The organism is Haematobacter genomosp. 1 (assembly GCF_002196855.1).
GTDB lineage: Bacteria > Pseudomonadota > Alphaproteobacteria > Rhodobacterales > Rhodobacteraceae > Haematobacter.
Genome location: NZ_NIPW01000011.1, coordinates 182,932 through 200,954, shown reverse-complemented (window position 1 = coordinate 200,954; position 18,023 = coordinate 182,932). Strand labels below are relative to the sequence as shown.

The 18,023-nt window shown below is 65.9% G+C and carries 22 protein-coding genes and 1 tRNA gene; 11 read left to right on the top strand and 12 right to left on the bottom strand.

The window, feature by feature from the left end:
- Window positions 1-305: 305 nt before the first annotated feature.
- The 4 genes from CDV49_RS09180 to pdxH form a co-directional block, all read right to left on the bottom strand.
- Window positions 306-382: transfer RNA gene (locus CDV49_RS09180), tRNA-Pro, on the bottom strand.
- A gap of 62 nt (window positions 383-444) precedes the next feature.
- The gene (locus CDV49_RS09175; RefSeq protein WP_373447793.1) at window positions 445-915 is read right to left on the bottom strand and encodes a DUF192 domain-containing protein; all 471 of its coding nucleotides are present in this window, start codon (window positions 913-915) and stop codon (window positions 445-447) included.
- Window positions 912-1,454, bottom strand: a complete 543-nt coding sequence (locus CDV49_RS09170) for a cold-shock protein (protein ID WP_088215230.1) — start codon at window positions 1,452-1,454, stop codon at window positions 912-914. The genes CDV49_RS09175 and CDV49_RS09170 overlap by 4 nt, the downstream gene beginning before the upstream one ends.
- 144 nt (window positions 1,455-1,598) lie before the next feature.
- Window positions 1,599-2,204, bottom strand: a complete 606-nt coding sequence (gene pdxH / locus CDV49_RS09165) for a pyridoxamine 5'-phosphate oxidase (protein WP_088215229.1) — start codon at window positions 2,202-2,204, stop codon at window positions 1,599-1,601.
- Between the two features lie 190 nt (window positions 2,205-2,394).
- Between pdxH and fabI the strand changes: the two genes are divergently transcribed.
- The 5 genes from fabI (at window position 2,395) to CDV49_RS09140 (ending at window position 6,100) form a co-directional block, all read left to right on the top strand.
- Window positions 2,395-3,216, top strand: coding sequence for an enoyl-ACP reductase FabI (fabI, locus tag CDV49_RS09160; RefSeq protein WP_088215228.1), 822 nt, complete (start codon window positions 2,395-2,397; stop codon window positions 3,214-3,216).
- 1 nt (window position 3,217) lies between these two features.
- Window positions 3,218-3,850: a LysE family translocator gene (locus CDV49_RS09155; RefSeq protein ID WP_088215227.1), complete on the top strand. Its 633-nt coding sequence runs from the start codon at window positions 3,218-3,220 to the stop codon at window positions 3,848-3,850.
- Window positions 3,851-3,862: 12 nt separating this feature from the next.
- On the top strand, window positions 3,863-4,372 hold the full coding sequence (gpt, locus tag CDV49_RS09150) for a xanthine phosphoribosyltransferase (RefSeq protein WP_088215226.1): 510 nt from the start codon (window positions 3,863-3,865) through the stop codon (window positions 4,370-4,372).
- Between the two features lie 116 nt (window positions 4,373-4,488).
- Window positions 4,489-5,073 (top strand): Dps family protein, encoded by a 585-nt coding sequence (locus CDV49_RS09145; RefSeq protein ID WP_035713051.1) that lies wholly within the window; start codon window positions 4,489-4,491, stop codon window positions 5,071-5,073.
- Window positions 5,074-5,077: 4 nt separating this feature from the next.
- The gene (locus CDV49_RS09140; protein ID WP_179209155.1) at window positions 5,078-6,100 is read left to right on the top strand and encodes an FUSC family protein; all 1,023 of its coding nucleotides are present in this window, start codon (window positions 5,078-5,080) and stop codon (window positions 6,098-6,100) included.
- Here the strand turns inward: CDV49_RS09140 and CDV49_RS09135 are convergent.
- Together CDV49_RS09135 and CDV49_RS09130 are read right to left on the bottom strand one after the other, a co-directional pair.
- Window positions 6,060-6,518, bottom strand: a complete 459-nt coding sequence (locus CDV49_RS09135; protein ID WP_035744050.1) for an Lrp/AsnC family transcriptional regulator — start codon at window positions 6,516-6,518, stop codon at window positions 6,060-6,062. The genes CDV49_RS09140 and CDV49_RS09135 overlap by 41 nt on opposite strands.
- Window positions 6,515-6,970: an Lrp/AsnC family transcriptional regulator gene (locus tag CDV49_RS09130; RefSeq protein WP_035744048.1), complete on the bottom strand. Its 456-nt coding sequence runs from the start codon at window positions 6,968-6,970 to the stop codon at window positions 6,515-6,517. Before CDV49_RS09130 ends, CDV49_RS09135 begins: the two co-directional genes overlap by 4 nt.
- Before the next feature lie 130 nt (window positions 6,971-7,100).
- Here CDV49_RS09130 and ilvC point away from each other — a divergent pair, with 130 nt between their 5' ends.
- The 4 genes from ilvC (at window position 7,101) to CDV49_RS09110 (ending at window position 10,127) form a co-directional block, all read left to right on the top strand.
- Window positions 7,101-8,123: a ketol-acid reductoisomerase gene (gene ilvC / locus CDV49_RS09125; protein WP_088215224.1), complete on the top strand. Its 1,023-nt coding sequence runs from the start codon at window positions 7,101-7,103 to the stop codon at window positions 8,121-8,123.
- A gap of 220 nt (window positions 8,124-8,343) precedes the next feature.
- A complete protein-coding gene (locus tag CDV49_RS09120) occupies window positions 8,344-8,850 on the top strand; it encodes an SH3 domain-containing protein (RefSeq protein WP_088215223.1) in 507 nt (168 codons plus the stop codon).
- Window positions 8,851-8,918: 68 nt separating this feature from the next.
- Window positions 8,919-9,794, top strand: coding sequence for a cation diffusion facilitator family transporter (locus CDV49_RS09115; protein ID WP_088215222.1), 876 nt, complete (start codon window positions 8,919-8,921; stop codon window positions 9,792-9,794).
- A gap of 57 nt (window positions 9,795-9,851) precedes the next feature.
- On the top strand, window positions 9,852-10,127 hold the full coding sequence (locus CDV49_RS09110; protein ID WP_088215221.1) for a hypothetical protein: 276 nt from the start codon (window positions 9,852-9,854) through the stop codon (window positions 10,125-10,127).
- On the opposite strand, the gene CDV49_RS09105 is transcribed toward CDV49_RS09110, so the two are convergent.
- The 6 genes from CDV49_RS09105 to CDV49_RS09080 form a co-directional block, all read right to left on the bottom strand.
- A complete protein-coding gene (locus CDV49_RS09105; protein WP_088215220.1) occupies window positions 10,124-12,151 on the bottom strand; it encodes a M3 family metallopeptidase in 2,028 nt (675 codons plus the stop codon). The two genes, CDV49_RS09110 and CDV49_RS09105, sit on opposite strands and share 4 nt — an antisense overlap.
- Before the next feature lie 126 nt (window positions 12,152-12,277).
- Entirely contained in the window at window positions 12,278-13,345 is a 1,068-nt protein-coding gene (locus tag CDV49_RS09100) for a HesA/MoeB/ThiF family protein (protein WP_088215219.1), read from the bottom strand.
- A 3-nt stretch (window positions 13,346-13,348) separates the two neighbouring features.
- A complete protein-coding gene (gene dut / locus CDV49_RS09095; protein WP_088215256.1) occupies window positions 13,349-13,816 on the bottom strand; it encodes a dUTP diphosphatase in 468 nt (155 codons plus the stop codon).
- A 14-nt stretch (window positions 13,817-13,830) separates the two neighbouring features.
- Window positions 13,831-15,027, bottom strand: coding sequence for a bifunctional phosphopantothenoylcysteine decarboxylase/phosphopantothenate--cysteine ligase CoaBC (coaBC, locus tag CDV49_RS09090; RefSeq protein ID WP_035744036.1), 1,197 nt, complete (start codon window positions 15,025-15,027; stop codon window positions 13,831-13,833).
- A gap of 61 nt (window positions 15,028-15,088) precedes the next feature.
- Complete coding sequence (locus CDV49_RS09085; RefSeq protein WP_088215218.1) at window positions 15,089-15,892, bottom strand: ChaN family lipoprotein; 804 nt, start codon at window positions 15,890-15,892, stop codon at window positions 15,089-15,091.
- Window positions 15,889-16,758, bottom strand: a complete 870-nt coding sequence (locus CDV49_RS09080; RefSeq protein WP_088215217.1) for an RNA polymerase factor sigma-32 — start codon at window positions 16,756-16,758, stop codon at window positions 15,889-15,891. The genes CDV49_RS09085 and CDV49_RS09080 overlap by 4 nt, the downstream gene beginning before the upstream one ends.
- A gap of 102 nt (window positions 16,759-16,860) precedes the next feature.
- On the opposite strand from CDV49_RS09080, the gene cobU reads away from it, so the two are divergent.
- Window positions 16,861-17,397 (top strand): bifunctional adenosylcobinamide kinase/adenosylcobinamide-phosphate guanylyltransferase, encoded by a 537-nt coding sequence (gene cobU / locus CDV49_RS09075; protein ID WP_088215216.1) that lies wholly within the window; start codon window positions 16,861-16,863, stop codon window positions 17,395-17,397.
- Window positions 17,394-17,978 (top strand): histidine phosphatase family protein, encoded by a 585-nt coding sequence (locus CDV49_RS09070; protein ID WP_088215215.1) that lies wholly within the window; start codon window positions 17,394-17,396, stop codon window positions 17,976-17,978. Before cobU ends, CDV49_RS09070 begins: the two co-directional genes overlap by 4 nt.
- The last annotated feature ends 45 nt before the right edge of the window (window positions 17,979-18,023 follow it).

Sequence of the window (18,023 nt, the reverse complement as noted above, 5' to 3'; positions counted from 1 at the left end):
CAGGGGGGATAGGTGCCAGCGGGGGCACGCCCGTTGCGCTTCATTCGCCTTTGCGGAGCCAGACAGCTTTCCCGGCCGTAAGGGGGCTGCCTGTCCCTCCGCCTTGCCGGCGCGATAAGGAGTGGCCGCTCAACGTGACATTCGCCGAAATGGGAAGCGGGCCGGGCCGGTGCCGAACGCACATGTGCCGCAACCTTTCGGCCCGCTCAGACGCGAGCGCAGGCGCCGGAGCTTGTGAAAATCAGCCTACTGCTCTGCGCCGGGAGTATCGAATGGGTTTCCCCTGCGGCACGTCAAGCCGCCTGTGGTCGGGGCGAGAGGATTCGAACCTCCGGCCTCTGGTACCCAAAACCAGCGCGCTACCAGACTGCGCCACGCCCCGCTCGCACGGTTCCTACAGAGGCGCGCGAAATTTGGAAAGGGGCGTTTTGGTAAAAAGCGGGTTCAGCTTCCGCAGGGCCAGGCGCCGCCCGGCCCGAAGGCGGGATGACGCAGCACACCGCCTTGGACAAGGCCGAGCCGTCGGGCAAGGCCGCCGTTGATCTCCAGCACCGCCAGCACGCCGGAACCGCCGTCAATGGCCGTTTCGTCATGCGGGCGGGCGTTTTCGTGGATCCGCGTGATGACCCCGCGTGCATCGAGAAAGATCATGTCCAGCGGGATCAGCGTATTGCGCATCCAGAAGGAGACATGTTGTGGATATTCATAGACGAAAAGCATCCCGCTCGACTTCGGCAGGCTCGCCCGGTTCATCAACCCGTAGGCGCGGCTGTCGGGCGTGTCCGCGAGTTCAACGGAAAAGCGGGTCTCTCCCCGCGGGCCGCGAATTTCCACTGTGTCGGGGCGGCAGACCGTCCCAGCTCCGGCGGAGCCGGCGGCTGCGCTCAGCGCCAGCGCGAACAGAAGTGATCTCACAGCGTGACGACCTTCTGGTGCACCGCAGCCTCCCACGAGGCGATGCGGACCGCCATGCGCCCGCGCCGACCTTCGACCACACCAAGGCAGACCGCTTCCCCTGCCTGAAGATCGGACAGCCCGGAATGGCGCAGCACCTCTATGTGAACGAACACATCCTCGGAGCGGCCGAAGACATTCGCAAAGCCGAACCCCTTTGCCTTGTCGAACCATTTGACCCGCGCAGGCTCCAATGGCCTGCTCAGCAACTCCTCCATCGGAGCGGAGGCCAGATCCTCCAGCACCGGCAGCGGCACCGGGGGGGGAGGCGACACCTCCATCACTTGCGCGGCCTGCATTCCACGGGGGGTGGCGTGGCAGAGGATCTCGATCCCTGCTCCATCCGCCACGGAAGACTGACCGAAGTTTCGCAGAACATTGGCGTGCAGCAGGATATCCGGCCCGCCCTCATCAGACACGACGAAGCCGAACCCCTTGTCGGGATCGAACCACTTGACCCAGCCGCGAACGACGCGGGTGTCTTTGTCCGTTTCGGTCATGTCAGAAGTCGTCCCAAGGTCTTCTGTTTTTTGCGCAAGTTGGACGGTATTGCCTCGCAAGTTCAAGAGAATTATCGTGCGCATCGACACAATGACCGTGAAACCCTGCGTTCCAGTGCTTTCGCGGTCTGGATGTCGGGCATTTCATGGATACAACCGCTGTATTTCCCACTCGCCTTCCATCCCGGCGCGACTCCAGCGGTAGCGATCATGCAGACGGAAGGCCCCATCGGCCCAGAATTCCATCTGTGAGGGGAATATGTCGTAACCGCCCCAGAATTCCGGGCGGGGCGGGCGCGGTCCCAGCCGTGCGGTGATCTTCGCGACCTCCGCCATCAGGGTGCCCCGGCTGTCCAGCGGGCGCGACTGTTGCGACGCCCATGCGCCAAGCCGCGACTGAAGGGAACGGGAGGCGAAGTAGATGTCCGCCGCCGCACCATCATTGCGGACCACACGGCCCCGCACGCGCACCTGCCGGCGCAGGCTTTTCCAGTGCAGGACGAAGGCGGCTTTGCCCGTCGCCTCGATCTCCTGTGCCTTGGCGGAGCCGTAGTTGGTATAGAAGGTGAAGCGGTCCGCGCCGATTTCCTTCAGCAGAACCATGCGGACATCCGGCAGCCCCTCCGCATCCACGGTAGCGAGCGCGATGGCGTTGGGGTCGTTCGGCTCTGTCGCTTCGGCCTCCGCCAGCCACCGGCGGGCAATGGCAAAAGGGTCTTCGCCGGCGAAGATACCGTTTCTGTCTGTCATGTCCGCTTGAATCCTCGCCCTTCATCGAAGCTGCCCGCGCCGCTTCCCGATCCCGCCGAACTCGGGGGATCGTCGGGCTGCGCATCCTGCCACCCTTGATGACCAAAAGGCAATCGCCTAAAGGTCCGGGAATATCGGGCCCGGTGCCCGCTAACCTCCGGTATCGAAGCAACGCAGGGAGTATTGGGCGATGACGGGTCTTATGGCGGGCAAACGCGGGTTGATCATGGGCCTGGCCAATGACAAATCCATCGCCTGGGGTATTGCCAAGGCGCTGGCCGATCAGGGGGCGGAGATCGCGCTGTCCTATCAGGGCGAACAGCTTCTGAAGCGGGTGCAGCCGCTGGCCCAGCAGATCGGCGTGACGGAGATCATCGAATGCGACGTGGCGGACGAATCCTCCATGGATGCGCTCTTTGCCCGGCTGGAAAAGGTCTGGGGCAAGATCGACTTCCTCGTTCATGCCATCGTCTTTTCGGACAAGAACGAACTGCGCGGCCGCTACGTGGATACGAGTGCTGAGAATTTCCGCATGACGATGGACATCTCGGTGTTCTCCTTCACCTCCGCGGTCAAGCGCGCCTCCGCGCTGATGACGGAGGGCGGGAGCTGCCTGACGCTGACCTACTACGGCGCGGAAAAGGTCATGCCCCACTATAACGTCATGGGCATCGCCAAGGCCGCGCTGGAGGCGTCCGTGCTCTACATGGCGGAGGATCTGGGCAAGGACGCGATCCGCGTGAACGCGATTTCCGCCGGACCGATCAAGACGCTGGCCGCCTCCGGCATCGGCGATTTCCGCTATATCCTGAAATGGAACGAGCTGAACTCCCCCCTCCGCCGCAACGTCACGCAGGAGGAGGTGGGCAAGGCTGCGCTCTATCTTCTTTCCGACCTCGGAACCGGCACAACGGGCGAGACGCTGCACGTGGATGCAGGCTATCATGCCGTCGGCATGAAAGCGGTGGACGCGCCGGATATCGACGCGACCGCCGGTCGCAAGGAGAGCTGACATGACGCTCGCCGCGTTCCTCGCGGTCTGGTTCGTCCATCTGCTGGCCGCGATCTCTCCCGGTCCGGCGGTGCTGATGGCCGCGCGGGTCGGGCTGACGGAGGGCGCGCGGCGGGGCGCATGGCTCGCGGTCGGGCTGGGGCTGGGCGCGGTATTCTGGGCGACTGCGGCGCTCTTCGGGCTGGCGGTGCTGTTCCGGCTGGCGCCGAGCCTGCTCTGGGCGCTGAAGATCGGGGGCGCGGCCTATCTCATCTGGCTCGCCATCAAGATGTGGCGGCATGCAGGCGATCCGGCCGACATGACGATTGCGCCGGCGACCGCAGCGGAAGGGAATGCACCCCGCTCGCCGCTGTCTGCGGTGTGGCTGGGCATCGCGACCCAGCTTGCCAATCCGAAACCCGCCGTTTTCTTCGGTGCTGTCTTTGTGAGCACGATCCCGCGCGGGGCCTCGGCCCTTTCGCTGGCTCTCGTGCTCATCGCCGTTTTCCTGAACGAGGCTCTGTGGAACGCCTTCGTCGCCCGCATCTTCTCGCTGGACCGCGTGCAACGCGGCTATGCCGGACTGAAACCCGTAATCGACCGCACCTTCGGCGCCTTTCTTGTCGCCCTCGGTATCAAGATTGCCGCCACCTGATTGGGAGCCGCCATGAACGACCGTCTGCCGCATGAAAAGGGATTTCACGTCAGCTGGGATCAGTTGCACCGCGATGCGCGCGCGCTGGCATGGCGGCTCGACGGCAAGGGGCCGGAGTCGGAGGCGGGCGGCTGGCGCGCCATCGTCGCGATCACCCGCGGCGGCATGGCGCCTGCCATGATCATCGCGCGCGAACTGAACGTGCGGGTGATCGATACCGTCTCCGTCAAATCCTACAGCGACCAGTCGCAGGGGGATGCTCATGTCATCAAGGCTCCGCAGCCCGAACTGATGGGGGACGGCACCGGCATTCTCGTCATCGACGATCTGGTGGACAGCGGCAAGACGCTGGAACTCGTCCGCAGGCTCTACCCCAAGGCGCATTTCGCCACCGTCTATGCCAAGCCGAAAGGGCGCGCGATGGTGGACAGCTACATCACCGAAGTCAGCCAGGACACCTGGATCTTCTTCCCCTGGGACATGGCCCTGCAATACGTTCAGCCCTATCGCGGCGTGGACTGAAGGAAACCGCGGCCGGCCACTGGCCGGGGGCATCGCCCGCCCTACATCCTCCTGCGCCGGGGCGCGTCGGTGCGCGAAGCGTCTCGGCATCCGCACCTATCGGGCTGGAGGCCAGAATGGCGAAGCAACGCAAAACCGTCGAAGACATGTCGAGCCAGCCGTGGCTCCATCAGGAAGGCCGGATCATTCAGGAGTTCGGCACGGCGCGACAGTTTCCGCTGGGCCTGTCGCACAATGCACGGCTCTACTCCTGCGAGCGGCTGAACCAGGTTCTGGCCGACACGCAAATCCTGCACGCCTTCTACAAGAAATCTCACTGGCTGATGCGGGGCGCGACCTTTTACCAGCTCCACCTCCTGCTGGACAAGCATGCGGGTGAGCAACTCGAACTGATCGACATGGTCGCGGAGCGGATTCAGACGCTGGGCGGCATCGCCGTCGGCGACCCGCGCCATGTGGCGGAGATCACCCGTGTTCCCCGCGCTCCCAATGGTGCGGAGGAAGTGCCCGCCATGCTGTCCCGCCTGCTCGAAGCCCATGAGATGATCCTGATCGACGCCCACGACGCGGCGGAGAAGGTGCAGGAGCAGGGCGACGACGGCTCCAACGACGTGCTCGTCTCCAACGTGATACGGACGAACGAGCTTCAGTGCTGGTTCCTTGCCGAGCATCTGGTGGACACCCCGCTCGTCCGCGTCTGACAGGGTGGCAAGGCGCGGTATCGCGGCGCGCGTTCTTGGCCGTTGGCGTATCACATGGCTCGACGCGCTGGAAAGCGCGGCGGGCGCAACGCTGGCGTGGGTCATAGCGCATGGGGTCTTCGGTCACGACCGGCCGGTCTTTGCGGCGGTAAGTGCGATCGTCTGCCTGTCGCCCGCCCTGCCCAGCCACGCGCGGCAGGCCATCGGCCTGATGTCGGGCGTGGTCACGGGGACGGTGGTGGGGGAACTGGGCCTGCTGCTGGTGCCGGACACCTATCCGGTTCTCCGTCTGGCCATCGTCAGCTTTGTCGCGATGATGGTTGCGACAAGTTATGGCCAGCCCGCCGTCGTGCCGATTCAGGCCGGGGTCTCGGCGCTTCTGGTGCTGGCCATGGGGCCGCAGACCGCGGGCCTGTCGCGCCTGATCGACGTGGCGACCGGCACCGGCGTGGGCCTTCTGTTCAGTCAGGTGCTGTTCACGCGCGACCCGGTCACCCTGGTCCAACGATCCGCCGCCGCGATGACGGCACAACTGGCGGCCGGTCTGCGGCAACTGGGCGGTGCCATCGGCAAGGGCGACGTGCCCGGTGCGGAGGCCGCGCTGAAAGTCATTTCCCAAACCCACGGCCCGGTGGTCGCGCTGGGAGAAAGCACCGCCGCCGCCCGGCAGGAGGCGCGGTGGTCGCTCCGCGGCCGATTGTCCGCCGAACGGGTGAGCCATGTGACGGAGATCTACGATTCCCAGTCGATACGGCTCTACGCCTGCGCCCTACTCATGGCGGAGGCAGGCGTTGACCTTCTGCGAAAGGAAGGCGCCGCGCCCGGTGTGGCGGGCATGCTCTCCGACCTTGCCAGCGGGCTGAAAACGGGCATTTCGCCTCGGCTCCCTCAGGGCGTCGATCCGGGATGGGAGCCGATGCTGATCCATCTTCTGCGCGTCCGATCCGCAATGCTGGCCTTTCGCGCCAGCGACCCGACCGAGGGGGTCATCCCAGCGGGCCCGGACGATGCTCCTCCGACAGCATGACATTCGCCTCCACCTGCCCCACCCCCGGCAATGTCATGATGCGCCGCCGCAGGATGCGCTCGAAATCGACGATGTCACGGGCCACGACGCGCAGACGATAATCGAAGACGCCCAGCACATGCTGCACCGTCAGCACCTCCGGGATGGCTGTCACGGCACGCTCGAAATCGTCGAGGCTAACCCGCCCGCGCGTGGCGAGCTTGATGCCCAGAAACACCGTCACGCCGAAGCCGAGCGCCTGATGGTCCAGCAGCACCCGACGCCCCCGGATCGCGCCCGCCTCCGTCAGCCGCTTCAACCGCCGCCAGGCCGCGGGCTGGCTCAAGCCCAGCCTCCGGCCCGCCTCTCCCGCCGACAGTCGCGCATCTTCCGCCAGAACGCGCAGCAGGCGCCGGTCCATATCGTCAAGCTCGATCACAGCGGCAGCGTCTCCGCATCCTTGATGACGGAAACGAGCATCAGCGCCTCGATATCCGCGATATGCGGCAGCGTCAGGATGCGGTTGCGATAAATCTCCTGATAATGCGCCATGTCGCGGGCGATGACCGACAGCCGCACGTCCACACGGCCCAGGAAGGTCTGGATCGCCACGACCTCCGGCACCTCGCGCGCGGCGGCGAGGAACTGGTCGAATGCGCGGGGATCGGTCTTGTCGAGCGTGAACCGCAGGCTCACCTCCACCTCCCAGCCGAGCGCGCGCCAGTCGATGATCGCCTGCTCCCCCTGCACGACCCCCTCCTCCCGCATCCGCTCCAGCCGGCGGGAAAAGGTGGCGGCCGTGACGCCGGCCCGCTCCGCCAGCCGAAGCGCGGGCGCGTCGGGATCGGCGAGGTAGTGGCGAAGAATGCGTCTGTCGGTATCGTTGAGCATGAATATATCCATATTCCTCAACATGAAGAATTGAAACATCGCTTATTTGCGAATGTTTCGCGAGTTTGCATTCGCCATGCAGCCGGCATGTCTATGATCTGCCCCATAAATCAGCAGAAGGAGGCGCCCGATGCGCGTCTATTACGATCGTGATTGCGACATCAATCTCATCAAGGACAAGAAGGTCGCCATTCTCGGCTATGGCAGCCAGGGCCACGCCCATGCGCTGAACCTGCGGGATTCCGGCGCAAAGAACGTCGTCGTCGCGCTGCGCCCCGGTTCGGCTTCCGCCAAGAAGGCCGAAGCCGAAGGGCTGAAGGTCATGGAGATCGCGGAAGCAGCGGCCTGGGCCGACCTCGTGATGTTCACCATGCCCGACGAGCTTCAGGCCGAGACCTACAAGAAATACGTTCATGACAATCTGAAGGAAGGCTCCGCCATCGCCTTCGCTCACGGCCTCAACATCCACTTCGGCCTGATCGAGCCGAAGCCGGGCGTCGATGTCATCATGATGGCGCCGAAGGGGCCGGGACATACCGTGCGCGGTGAGTTCGTGAAGGGCGGCGGCGTGCCCTGCCTTGTTGCCGTGGCGAACGATGCGTCCGGCAAGGCACTGGAGATCGGCCTGTCCTATTGCTCCGCCATCGGCGGCGGCCGCTCGGGCATCATCGAGACGACCTTCAAGGAAGAATGCGAGACCGACCTGTTCGGCGAGCAGGCCGTGCTCTGCGGCGGCCTGGTCGAGCTGATCCGCATGGGCTTCGAGACGCTGGTCGAAGCGGGTTACGAACCGGAGATGGCCTATTTCGAGTGCCTCCATGAGGTGAAGCTGATCGTGGACCTGATCTACGAAGGCGGCATCGCCAACATGAACTACTCGATCTCCAACACCGCGGAATACGGCGAATACGTCTCCGGCCCGCGCGTCCTTCCGTACGAGGAAACCAAGGCCCGCATGAAAGAAGTGCTGACCGACATCCAGAACGGCAAGTTCGTGCGCAACTTCATGCAGGAGAATGCCGTCGGCCAGCCCTACTTCAAGGCGACCCGCCGCATCAACGACGCGCACCAGATCGAGCAGGTCGGTGAGAAGCTCCGCGCCATGATGCCCTGGATCTCCAAGGGCAAGATGGTGGACAAGAGCCGCAACTGATCGCGGCCAGAGTTCGGATATGGAAGGGGCGCCCTCCGGCGCCCCTTTCGCATGGAGGCCGCCGCGCCTCGGGAAGCCGCATGGGGCGTACACAGCGCCGTCCCGTTGGGGGCATCGCGAAATCCTGCTGGCCTTCGCGGCGGCCAGATGAAATCCTGCCGCGGAGCAGACGCCACAAGGCGTGATTCGGGTCCAACGAGACCAGCGGGCAGCACATATCATGAAACAGGCCGTCTTCTGCGTCATCGCAGCAGTCATCGCGATCCTTCTGGCGGGCATGGTCCGCGCGCAGGAGGAGGAGCGCGGCGCAGTCACCAATCTGCCTGTCCCGCGCTTCGTTTCGCTCAAGACCTCGGAGGGAAACGTGCGGCGCGGGCCCTCGCTCACGCATCGGATCGACTGGGTGTTCACCCGGCGGGACATGCCGCTCCGGGTCGTTGCGGAGCACGGCAACTGGCGGCGGGTCGAGGACCGGGACGGAGTTGGCGGCTGGATCCACTTCGCGCTGTTGTCGGGGGTGCGTACCGTGCTGGTGGAGACCGATATGGTCCCGCTTCGCGCCCGACCGGAGGAAGATGGCCGCGTCGTCGCAGAAGCGCAGGCGGGCGTCATCGCGCGGCTCGGCAAGTGCCTGCCCGACTGGTGCGAGATCACCGCCTCCGGCTCCGACGGCTGGGTTCCCAAGGCGACGATCTGGGGGGTCGATGCGCAGGAAACCCGCGACTGACCCTGCACCGGCCCCTGTAACTTCGGCGGTTTTGCCCTTATACATGACCTCCCACTCAGGAGTGCAGCATGGACAGACCGGCGACGCGCGAAAATATTTCCGCGGGGGTGGCCTCCGTCTCCGTCGCGCTCATCCTCGTCGCGCTGAAGCTGTGGGCGGTGGTGGAAACGCGATCGCTTTCCATCGCGGCGAGCCTTGCTGACAGTTCGCTCGACCTGCTGGTGTCGCTCGGCGGGCTGGCCGCGATCCTCTATGCCGCGCGCCCGCCGGACGAGGATCACGCCTTCGGCCATACGTCGGTCGAGGATCTGACCGCGCTCGGCCAGTCCACCTTCATCCTGATGTCCGCCGCCCTCATCGCATGGAACGGGTTCGCGCGGCTGTTCGGCCCGAAGTCGCACGACCTGTCTGCGCAGCAGGGCGGCATCGCCGTGATGGTCCTCTCCATCGGGCTCACCATCGGCCTCGTGCTCTGGCAGCGACGCGTGGTGCGGCGGACGGGAAGCAAGGTCGTCGCGGCGGATTCGGTGCATTACATCGGCGACCTCATTCCCAACATAGGCGCCATCGTGTCGCTGTGGGTCTCCGCCCGCTATGGGCTTGGTCAGGTGGACAGCATCGTGGCCATTGCGGCGGCCGCTGTCATGGCGTTCGGGGCGATCAGGATCGGGCGGGATGCGTGGAACGCCCTGATGGACCGCCGCGCGGACCCGGCGCTGATCGAAGGCATCGCCGCGATCACGCGCGACTGGCCCGGCGTGCGCGGTTTCCACGACCTGAAAACCCGAACAAGCGGCAGCCGCGTCTTTGTGAACCTGCACATCGAGCTGGACGGCGATCAGCCGCTCCGCGATGCCCATGCCATCAGCGCGGCGCTCAAGCGGCGCATTCTCGAAGCCTATCCGCAAACAGATGTCATCATCCACAAGGACGTCGCGGACTGAGCGGAACAGCCGCGGCGACGCCCGCGTTGTTCCCCGCCCTGACACAGGAGGCGCACCATGTCCCTCACCCCCGAACGTCTGGAAGCCATGATCGTTGCGCACCGCAAGGTGCTCCGCGATCTGATGGCCAACCTGCCGCGCGACAGGCTTGACGATCTGCGCCATCGGCTGACGCGTGGAGAGACCGTTCAGGACGGCGCGGAGGACCCCGGCGTTATTCCGCAGGAGGCGTTCTCCTTCGAGGCCGCCGTGGCGGAGGAGACGCGCCTCCTCCTCCGCATGGTCAGTGATATCGTCGATCAGCCGACCCGTCGGCGGCCCAGCGACCGCTAGGCCGCGTCGTCCAGCCCTCGTCCGCGGAGCAATGCCTCCACACCGGGCATCCTGCCCCGGAAGGCCGTGTATTCCTCCGCCGGATCACGGCTTCTCCCGGCAGACAGGATGTTCTGCTCCAGCCGCCGCGCGATTTCCGGGTCGAATGGATCGCCAGCCTCGCGGAAGGCATCGAACGCATCCGCATCCATCACTTCGGACCACATGTAGCTGTAGTAGCCCGAAGCATATCCCTCCCCCGCAAAGACATGGCCGAAATGCGGTGTGGCGTGGCGCATGCGGATCGCATGGGGCATGCCGACCTCCGCCAGAACCTCGGCTTGCTTCGCCATCGGATCGGCAGGGGGCGGACCCTCGTGAAACGCCAGATCGACCAACGCAGAGGCAAGATACTCCACGGTTGCGAAGCCCTGATCGAAGTTCTGCGCGGCCAGCAGACGTTCCAGCATCTCCCGGGGCATCGGCTCGCCCGTGCGGTAGTGGCGGGCGTGGCGCTCCAGCACCTCCGGAACCTCAAGCCAGTGCTCGTAGAGCTGGCTCGGCAGTTCGACGAAATCCCGCGCGACGGAGGTGCCGGAGACGAAGCCGTAGGTCACATCAGACAGCATCTGATGCAGCGCGTGGCCGAATTCATGGAACAGCGTGCGCGCGTCATCATAGGACAGCAGCGCGGGCTGCCCCTTCGCGGGCTTGGCGAAGTTGCAGACATTGACCACGATGGGCCGCACCTCACCGCCCAGCTTGCGCTGACTGCGGAAGGCGGAACACCATGCGCCCGAGCGTTTGGAGGGCCGGGCAAAATAGTCGCCGATGAACACGGCCATATGCCTCCCGTCGCGCGTCACGTCCCACGCGCGGGCGTCGGGGTGGTAGAGCGGCACGTCGAGCGGCTCGAACTTCAGGCCGAAAAGCCGCCCGGCCGTCTCGAAGGCCGCCTCCACCATGCGGTCGAGTTGCAGGTAAGGCTTCAGCGCGGCCTCATCCAGATCGTGCTCCGCCTTGCGCCGGCGGGCCGCATAGAACCGCCAGTCCCAGGGTTCGAGCCGGCCGTTCACCCCATCCTCATGCAGCAGGTGCGTCAGGGCTTCGGCGTCTGCCTCCGCCTTGGCGCGCGCGGGGGTCCATACGCGGGAAAGCAGCTCCTGCACCCGCTCCGGCGTATGGGCCATCTCGGGTTCCAGCTTGTAGGCGGCGTAAGAGGGGTAGCCCAGCAGTTCCGCACGCTCATGACGGAGTTTCAGAGTTTCGGCGACAAGCGCGCGCGTGTCGTTGGCATTGCTGTTCGACCCGCGCGCCGTCCAGGCCTCGTAGGCGCGCTGGCGGAGTTCTCTGCGGGGAGAGAGTTCGAGGAACGGCACGATGAGCGAGCGGTTGAGCGTGAGGGTCCAGCCCTCCCGCCCCCGCTCGGCGGCAGCGGCGGCCAGCCCTTCGACCAGAAACTCCGGCAGGCCCTCCAGATCGTCCTCCGCCAGATCCATGGACCAGTCGCGCTCCTCCGCCAGAACCTTCTGACCGAAGTCGGTGCCCAGAGAGGCCAGACGCTCCTTGATGGCGCGGAAACGGTCGGCGGGCGCGCCTTCCAGCTCGGCGCCCGCACGGACGAACATCTGATGGTAGAGGTCCAGAACACGCAGCTGCTCCGGCGTGAGAGTGAGCTGCTCGCGCTGTTCCCAGACAGTGCGCACCCTGTCGTAGAGCGTGCGGTTCATCAGGACTTCGGAGGAGAACTTGGCCATCTTCGGCGCGAGATCGCGCTGCAGCGCCTCTCGCGCAGGATTGGCGTCGGAGCCAGCGAGATTGTAGAACACCCCCGCCACCCGGTCGAGCCGCTGCTCCGCCAGTTCCAGTGCCTCGATCGTATTGTCAAAGGCGGGCGCTGCGGGGTCGGCGGCGATGGCCGAGATATTGGCGCGCGCCTCCGCCAGAGCGGCGTCGAAGGCCGCGGCGAAATCGTCATCCGTGATCCGGTCGAAGGGCGGCAGGCCGAAGGGCGCGGTCCAGGATTCAAGCAGGGGATTGGTCATCTGGGCTCTCCTTAACAACGGGAAGCTAAGCCGGGTCGGAGAGGCTTTCCAGCCCCGGCGAACGGAAACGCAGGAACACGATCTCCCCGGCCTTGAAACGCGGCATTCCGGCCTTTGCAGAAACGTTCAGATGCCGCCGCAGACCGGACAGCCCGGCCGGCGATGGACCGCAATCATGCGCGTCTCGCCGTAAAGCCCGTCGTACAGCAGAAGCCGCCCGCGCAGCCCCATGCCCGCGCCTGTCAGTTCCTTCAGCGTCTCCAGCGCCATCATCGTGCCCAGAACGCCCGGCAGCGGCCCCGCGACCCCACCCTCCGCACAGGTCGGGGCAAGACCGGCGGCTGGTTCCACCGGAAAGAGACAGGCCAGACAGGGTGCCCCCCGCGCAGGATCGAAAAGGGAGATCTGCCCCTCCCACTGACCGACCGAGGCGGAGAGGAGCGGCACCCCCGCTTCCACCGCCGCACGGTTGACCAGCGCCCGCGTGGCAAAACCGTCGCTGCCGTCGAGCACAAGGTCCACGCGCGGGATCAGCTCCGCGGCCAGAGTGTCGTCCAGACGCCGGTCCACCGGCGTCACCGCGACGCCCGCATTGAGCGCATGGATCGCGCGGGCGGCGGAGGCGACCTTGGACATGCCGATATCTTCCGTTCGGTGGATCACCTGCCGCTGAAGATTGGAGAGGTCCACCCTGTCGTCGTCCACAAGCGTGATCCGCCCGACTCCCGCCGCCGCCAGATAAAGAAGCGCGGGGGAGCCGATACCGCCCGCCCCCACCACGAGCACATGCGCATTCCGCAAGCGCCTTTGCCCCTGGCCGCCGACTTCCCGCAGAATGAGATGCCGGGAATAACGCTCCACCTCCGCTTCCCTCAGCGCGGCCGCTCCCAGGGCGGGGGTTCCCATCTGTGCAGGCGCCTCGACCCCCTGCACTGCGGACCGCGCCCGCATGCGGAGCCGGCCCAGCAACTGCGCGTAACCCCAGACCGCAAGACCCGCCCCGCCCAGCACGAGCCAGGCACCGACGGACCATCCGAGCCAGCCCCGGAGCGCCGCCCCCTCCGGCAGCACCACCAGCAACGCGAGAACCGCAACGTAGAGCAGGCCGATGGCCTGCCAGCGTATCTCCCGCCGGATACCGAAGGCCGCGGCAAGACCCCAGATCGCCGCCGCGAGGAGAAGGACGACCAGCACCGCTCAACCGCGACCGGTGGAGCCGAAGCCTCCCTCTCCCCGCGCGGTGGCGGAGAGTGTCTCGGCAGGCTCGAACCGGGCCTGAACGACCGGCGCGATGACAAGCTGGGCGATCCGGTCGCCATGATGCACGGTGTAGGGATCATGGCCGAGATTGACCAGCAGCACACCAAGCGGACCACGATAATCGGAATCGATCGTGCCCGGCGTATTCGGCAGGGTGATCCCGTGCTTCAGGGCAAGTCCCGAGCGCGGACGGATCTGCATCTCGAACCCCTCCGGGATCTCCACACGAAACCCGGTCGGCATCACGACACGCCGCATGGGATCGATGATGAAGCCGGTCTCCCTGTCCTCCGGTTGCAGGTTGGCGCGGACATCAGCACCTGCCGCCCCGGCGGTCTCATAGGAGGGCAGCAGGATGGAGCGGTCGGCCCAATCCTCCCACAGAATACGCAGCACGGGGGTCATCTTCATCCTTCCTGTCACTTGAGCGCTTCGGCGATCCGCCGGGCGAGACGGGCCGCGACCTCCTCCTTGGGGAGACGCGGCCAGGGTTCCTGCCCATCGGCACTGATGAGCGTTACGGCATTCTCCGTCCCGCCCATGATTCCGGTCGCCGGACTGACATCATTGGCCACGATCCAGTCGGCCCCCTTTCGGGCAAGCTTCGCAGTCGCATGGGCGATCACGTCGTTCGTCTCCGCCGCGAAACCCACAACCAGCCGGGGACGGCCCACGCCCATGCGGCCCACGGTCGCCAGAATGTCCGGGTTCTCCCGGAAGGAGAGCGCGGGAAGGCTGCCATCCGCCTGCTTCTTGATCTTCGCCTCGCCCCGGTTGGCCACCTGCCAATCCGCCACGGCTGCGGCAAAGACTGCGGCGTCGGCGGGCAGAGCACCCTGAACCGCGGCCAGCATCTCCTCTGCGGTCTCCACACGGATGACAGCGACGCCGGAGGGCGGCGGCACGCTGGCCGGACCGGTCACGAAGGTCACCCGCGCGCCCATGTCGCGGAGCGCGGCGGCAATGGCCGTCCCCTGCGCACCGGAGGAGCGGTTGGCGATATAGCGCACCGGGTCGATCGGTTCATGGGTGGGCCCGGAGGTGACAAGCACATGCCGGCCCGAGAGCGGCCCGCTGTCGAACACCGAAGCGACGGTCGCCACGATCTGCGGCACTTCCACCATCCGGCCGGGACCGTATTCGCCGCAGGCCATGGGTCCGTCCACCGGGCCTGCGAACAGGATGCCATCCGCACGGAGCTGCTCCACATTACGGCGGGTCGCGGGGTGCTCCCACATCCGCACGTTCATCGCGGGAACGACAAGCACCTGCTTGTCCGTCGCGAGCAGCAGCGTGGAGGCCAGATCATTGGCGAGTCCGGCTGCCATCTTGGCCAGCAGATCCGCGGTCGCGGGACAGACGACGACCAGATCGGCAGCACGGGAAAGCTGGATATGTCCCATCTCCGCCTCATCCGTGAGGTCAAAGAGGTCTCGGTAGCACTTCCGTGCGGCAAGCGCGGAGGCCGAGAGCGGCGTCACGAAATGCTCCGCGGCGGGTGTGAGAACCGGTGTCACCTCTGCCCCCCGGTCCCGCAACCGCCGGATGAGGTCGAGCGCCTTGGTCGCGGCCACGCCGCCACCGATGATCATCAGGATATGTTTGCCGTCCAGCACGTCCCGCCTCCGCCGTCCCGTTTCATCTATCCCCGTTCGATGCGGCGGGAGCAAGCCGCGATCACGGTTTGCGGAGCGAGGCGCAAGGATCGTCGCGCGGTTCCGGCGGCGTGACGATCCACAGGTCGAAGGGTTGCTGCGCCGCCGCGCCCTCCTCCACCTGACCGACGGAGATCACGCGCAGATCAGGGGCCGCGGTCTTCAGCATTGCCGGAACGGCCCCCGCCCGCACATGCCCTGATCCGGCGATCACCACCACGGGCGGACCATGCTCCGCCAGCGCCCTCAGCGTCGCGCGTGCCAGAGCTGCATCCCTTAGCCGCTGGGCATCCACCATCATGGGGAGCAGGTCACCCGGCAGCATGTCGCAATGTGCGAGCCGCTGCTCCTCCTCCGCCGCCTGCTGTGCCTCCGCGGGGAGCGGCCGATCAAGCGCGAAGCGGTGCGCCTCCGGCCCGAACAGCGCTGCGGCGCCCTTTTCCCTCAGCCCCGCCATATCCTCCCGCGTCACGCCTGCGCCGAGGATCGCCGCCTCCGGGGCAGCCGCGAAAATGGGCCAGTAGAGCGAGAAATCCGGCCAGCCGCTTGTCGCCCAACCTGTGGCAAGCGCCAGCGCGTCTGACGACTGGCGGGCCTGCGGGGTGACGAGATCCGCCTGCGCCGGCGTCAGCATTTCAAAGACAAGCGCCTTTGGCTTCAACGCGGCGACGGCACGGGCCTGATTTTCATGATGGCGCGGATTGTCATGCACCTCGCCCAGCAGGATCACCTCTGCCGGGGGCAGGTCATCCAGCCGCGCGGGCAGAACGGCATCCGCCGCGACCGGAGCCGCGGCGATGAAAAGCACGGGGGCAAACCACTTCATGAGAAGAAGTGGTGCACCTCCCGGTTGCGGGTTTCAAGGCTCTTACGAAGCCGGGCGAAGGCTGCCGTCTCGATCTGCCGCACACGCTCCTTGGAAAGCCCCAGTTCCGTGCCGAGGCTGTCGAGCGTGCGGGGCTGCGGGCGCAGGCGGCGCTCCCGCACGATATACCGCTCGCGTTCCGAAAGATCGCCCATGGCCGTCATCAGCCAGTTGCGCAGGCGCAGCGTATCGTGGCGGGATTCGTAAACCTCCTCGGCGCGGGGCGTGTCATCCTCCAGCGCGTCGATCCACTCCCGGCCTTCTTCCGCGCCCTGAACCGCGTTCAGCGACTGATCCTGCCCGGACATGCGGCGCTCCATCTCCGTCACATCGCGCAGCGAAACGCCAAGCTCGTCGGCGACGGCCTGCAGAAGTTCGTTCCCCGCAAGGTCCTCACCCCGCTGACGGGCTTCCCGCTCCAGCCGGGCGCGGACGCGGTGGAGGTTGAAGAAAAGCGACTTCTGCACCGTCGTGGATCCGGTGCGGACCAACGACCAGTTCCGCATCACGTGATCCTGAATGGAGGCCTTGATCCACCACACGGCGTAGGTGGAGAAGCGCACGCCGCGATCAGGGTCGAACTTCTCCGCCGCTTTCATGAGACCGACGATGGATTCCTGCAAAAGGTCTCCCATCGGCACGCCATAACGACGGAATTTCATTGCCATGGAGATCGCGAGCCGCAGATAGGCGGTGACCAAGCGATGCAGAGCCGCTTCATCGCCCCGGTCCCGCCAGGCTTCGGCGAGCGAGCGTTCTGTATCGGCGTCAAGCATCTCTGCGGTCATCGCGCGGCGCATAAGGCCGCTTTCTCTGATTTCCAGCATGGTTCACCTGTCCTTCCGGGTGGCCCCTCAGGGCTCTTGCCTTGCGGCGTTTCCGTGCTACGCAGGCTGAAAACTCGTCAGATCGGAAAAAGTTCACGACATATGCAAAAAAAACTTTTTCTGATTTTGGGCGGCGCGGATTCCGGGAAGTCGGTTTTTGCAGAGAACTTGGTCAAGCAACTGGCCGGATCGAACGCGCGCCTTTGCTATATCGCGACCGCCGCTATCGAGGATGAGGAGATGGCGGAGCGGGTGGAGCGCCACAAGGCGCGCCGCGGCCCGGAGTGGCGCATTGTGGAGGGGAGAACCGAGGCCACGCTCGCCGCATTGGCCAAGGACGAAGTTGCCCTGCTCGACTGCGCGACGCTCTGGCTCTCCGGTCAGATGTTGGCGGAGACGGCAGGAGAGGCGGACCTTCCCACGGCGTTTTCCGGGCTGGAAACCGCGCTCGCAGCGGCACGGGGAACGGTGGTGATCGTCTCCAATGAAACCGGGCTGGGCATCGTGCCCATGCACCCCCTTTCCCGTGCCTTCCGTGCGGCGCAGGGGCAATTGAACCAACGGCTCGCGGCGCTTGCGGATGTGGCGGTGCTTGTTGTCGCGGGCCTCCCGCTGGTGCTGAAGGGAGAGCTTCCGTGAGCCGCTGGTGGTGGATACGCCACGGGCCGACCCATGCCAAAGGGATGGTCGGCTGGACCGACCTACCCGCCGATCTCAGCGACAGCGGAACCATCGAGCGTCTGCTCGCCGAGCTGCCGGAGCAGGCCCTCGTCGTCTCCTCCGATCTGAAACGGGCCGTGGCGACGGCGGACCTGATCCCGGGAACCCGCCTTCCGCACGAGGCCGGCCTGCGGGAAATCGGCTTCGGAGACTGGGAGCAACTCACGGCGGACGAGATATCCGCGCGCGATGGCACGCTCGCCCGCCGCTTCTGGGAACAGCCGGGCGACATCGCACCCCCCGGCGGGGAGAGCTGGAACATGCTGTGCCGTCGCACGGCGGAGGCGGTGGACAGGCTTACCCTGCTTCATCCGGGCCGCGACATCATCTGCGTCGCGCATTTCGGGGTGATCCTCTCTGAACTTCAGCGCGCGAACGGCAAGTCAGCGACCGAGGCATTCAGCCAACCGGTCGCGCCGCTATCCCTCTTCCGCATCGATATCGTTGACGGTCAGCGCCGCTGCCTGTTCGCCAACCGCAGATTCGATCACAAATCTTGATGAACTAGCCGACAAATATGCATTTTCATGATTGAACGCCGCCCT

Coding starts and splice junctions, on each gene's coding strand:
- fabI (WP_088215228.1), top strand. CDS start 2,395: ATGACGGGTCTTATGGCGGGCAAACGCGGGTTGATCATGGGCCTGGCC.
- pdxH (WP_088215229.1), bottom strand. CDS start 2,204: ATGACAGACAGAAACGGTATCTTCGCCGGCGAAGACCCTTTTGCCATT.
- CDV49_RS09120 (WP_088215223.1), top strand. CDS start 8,344: ATGAAACAGGCCGTCTTCTGCGTCATCGCAGCAGTCATCGCGATCCTT.
- CDV49_RS09170 (WP_088215230.1), bottom strand. CDS start 1,454: ATGACCGAAACGGACAAAGACACCCGCGTCGTTCGCGGCTGGGTCAAG.
- CDV49_RS09155 (WP_088215227.1), top strand. CDS start 3,218: ATGACGCTCGCCGCGTTCCTCGCGGTCTGGTTCGTCCATCTGCTGGCC.
- CDV49_RS09115 (WP_088215222.1), top strand. CDS start 8,919: ATGGACAGACCGGCGACGCGCGAAAATATTTCCGCGGGGGTGGCCTCC.
- CDV49_RS09130 (WP_035744048.1), bottom strand. CDS start 6,970: ATGCTCAACGATACCGACAGACGCATTCTTCGCCACTACCTCGCCGAT.
- ilvC (WP_088215224.1), top strand. CDS start 7,101: ATGCGCGTCTATTACGATCGTGATTGCGACATCAATCTCATCAAGGAC.
- CDV49_RS09145 (WP_035713051.1), top strand. CDS start 4,489: ATGGCGAAGCAACGCAAAACCGTCGAAGACATGTCGAGCCAGCCGTGG.
- cobU (WP_088215216.1), top strand. CDS start 16,861: ATGCAAAAAAAACTTTTTCTGATTTTGGGCGGCGCGGATTCCGGGAAG.
- CDV49_RS09085 (WP_088215218.1), bottom strand. CDS start 15,892: ATGAAGTGGTTTGCCCCCGTGCTTTTCATCGCCGCGGCTCCGGTCGCG.
- dut (WP_088215256.1), bottom strand. CDS start 13,816: ATGACCCCCGTGCTGCGTATTCTGTGGGAGGATTGGGCCGACCGCTCC.
- CDV49_RS09080 (WP_088215217.1), bottom strand. CDS start 16,758: ATGCTGGAAATCAGAGAAAGCGGCCTTATGCGCCGCGCGATGACCGCA.
- CDV49_RS09105 (WP_088215220.1), bottom strand. CDS start 12,151: ATGACCAATCCCCTGCTTGAATCCTGGACCGCGCCCTTCGGCCTGCCG.
- gpt (WP_088215226.1), top strand. CDS start 3,863: ATGAACGACCGTCTGCCGCATGAAAAGGGATTTCACGTCAGCTGGGAT.
- CDV49_RS09110 (WP_088215221.1), top strand. CDS start 9,852: ATGTCCCTCACCCCCGAACGTCTGGAAGCCATGATCGTTGCGCACCGC.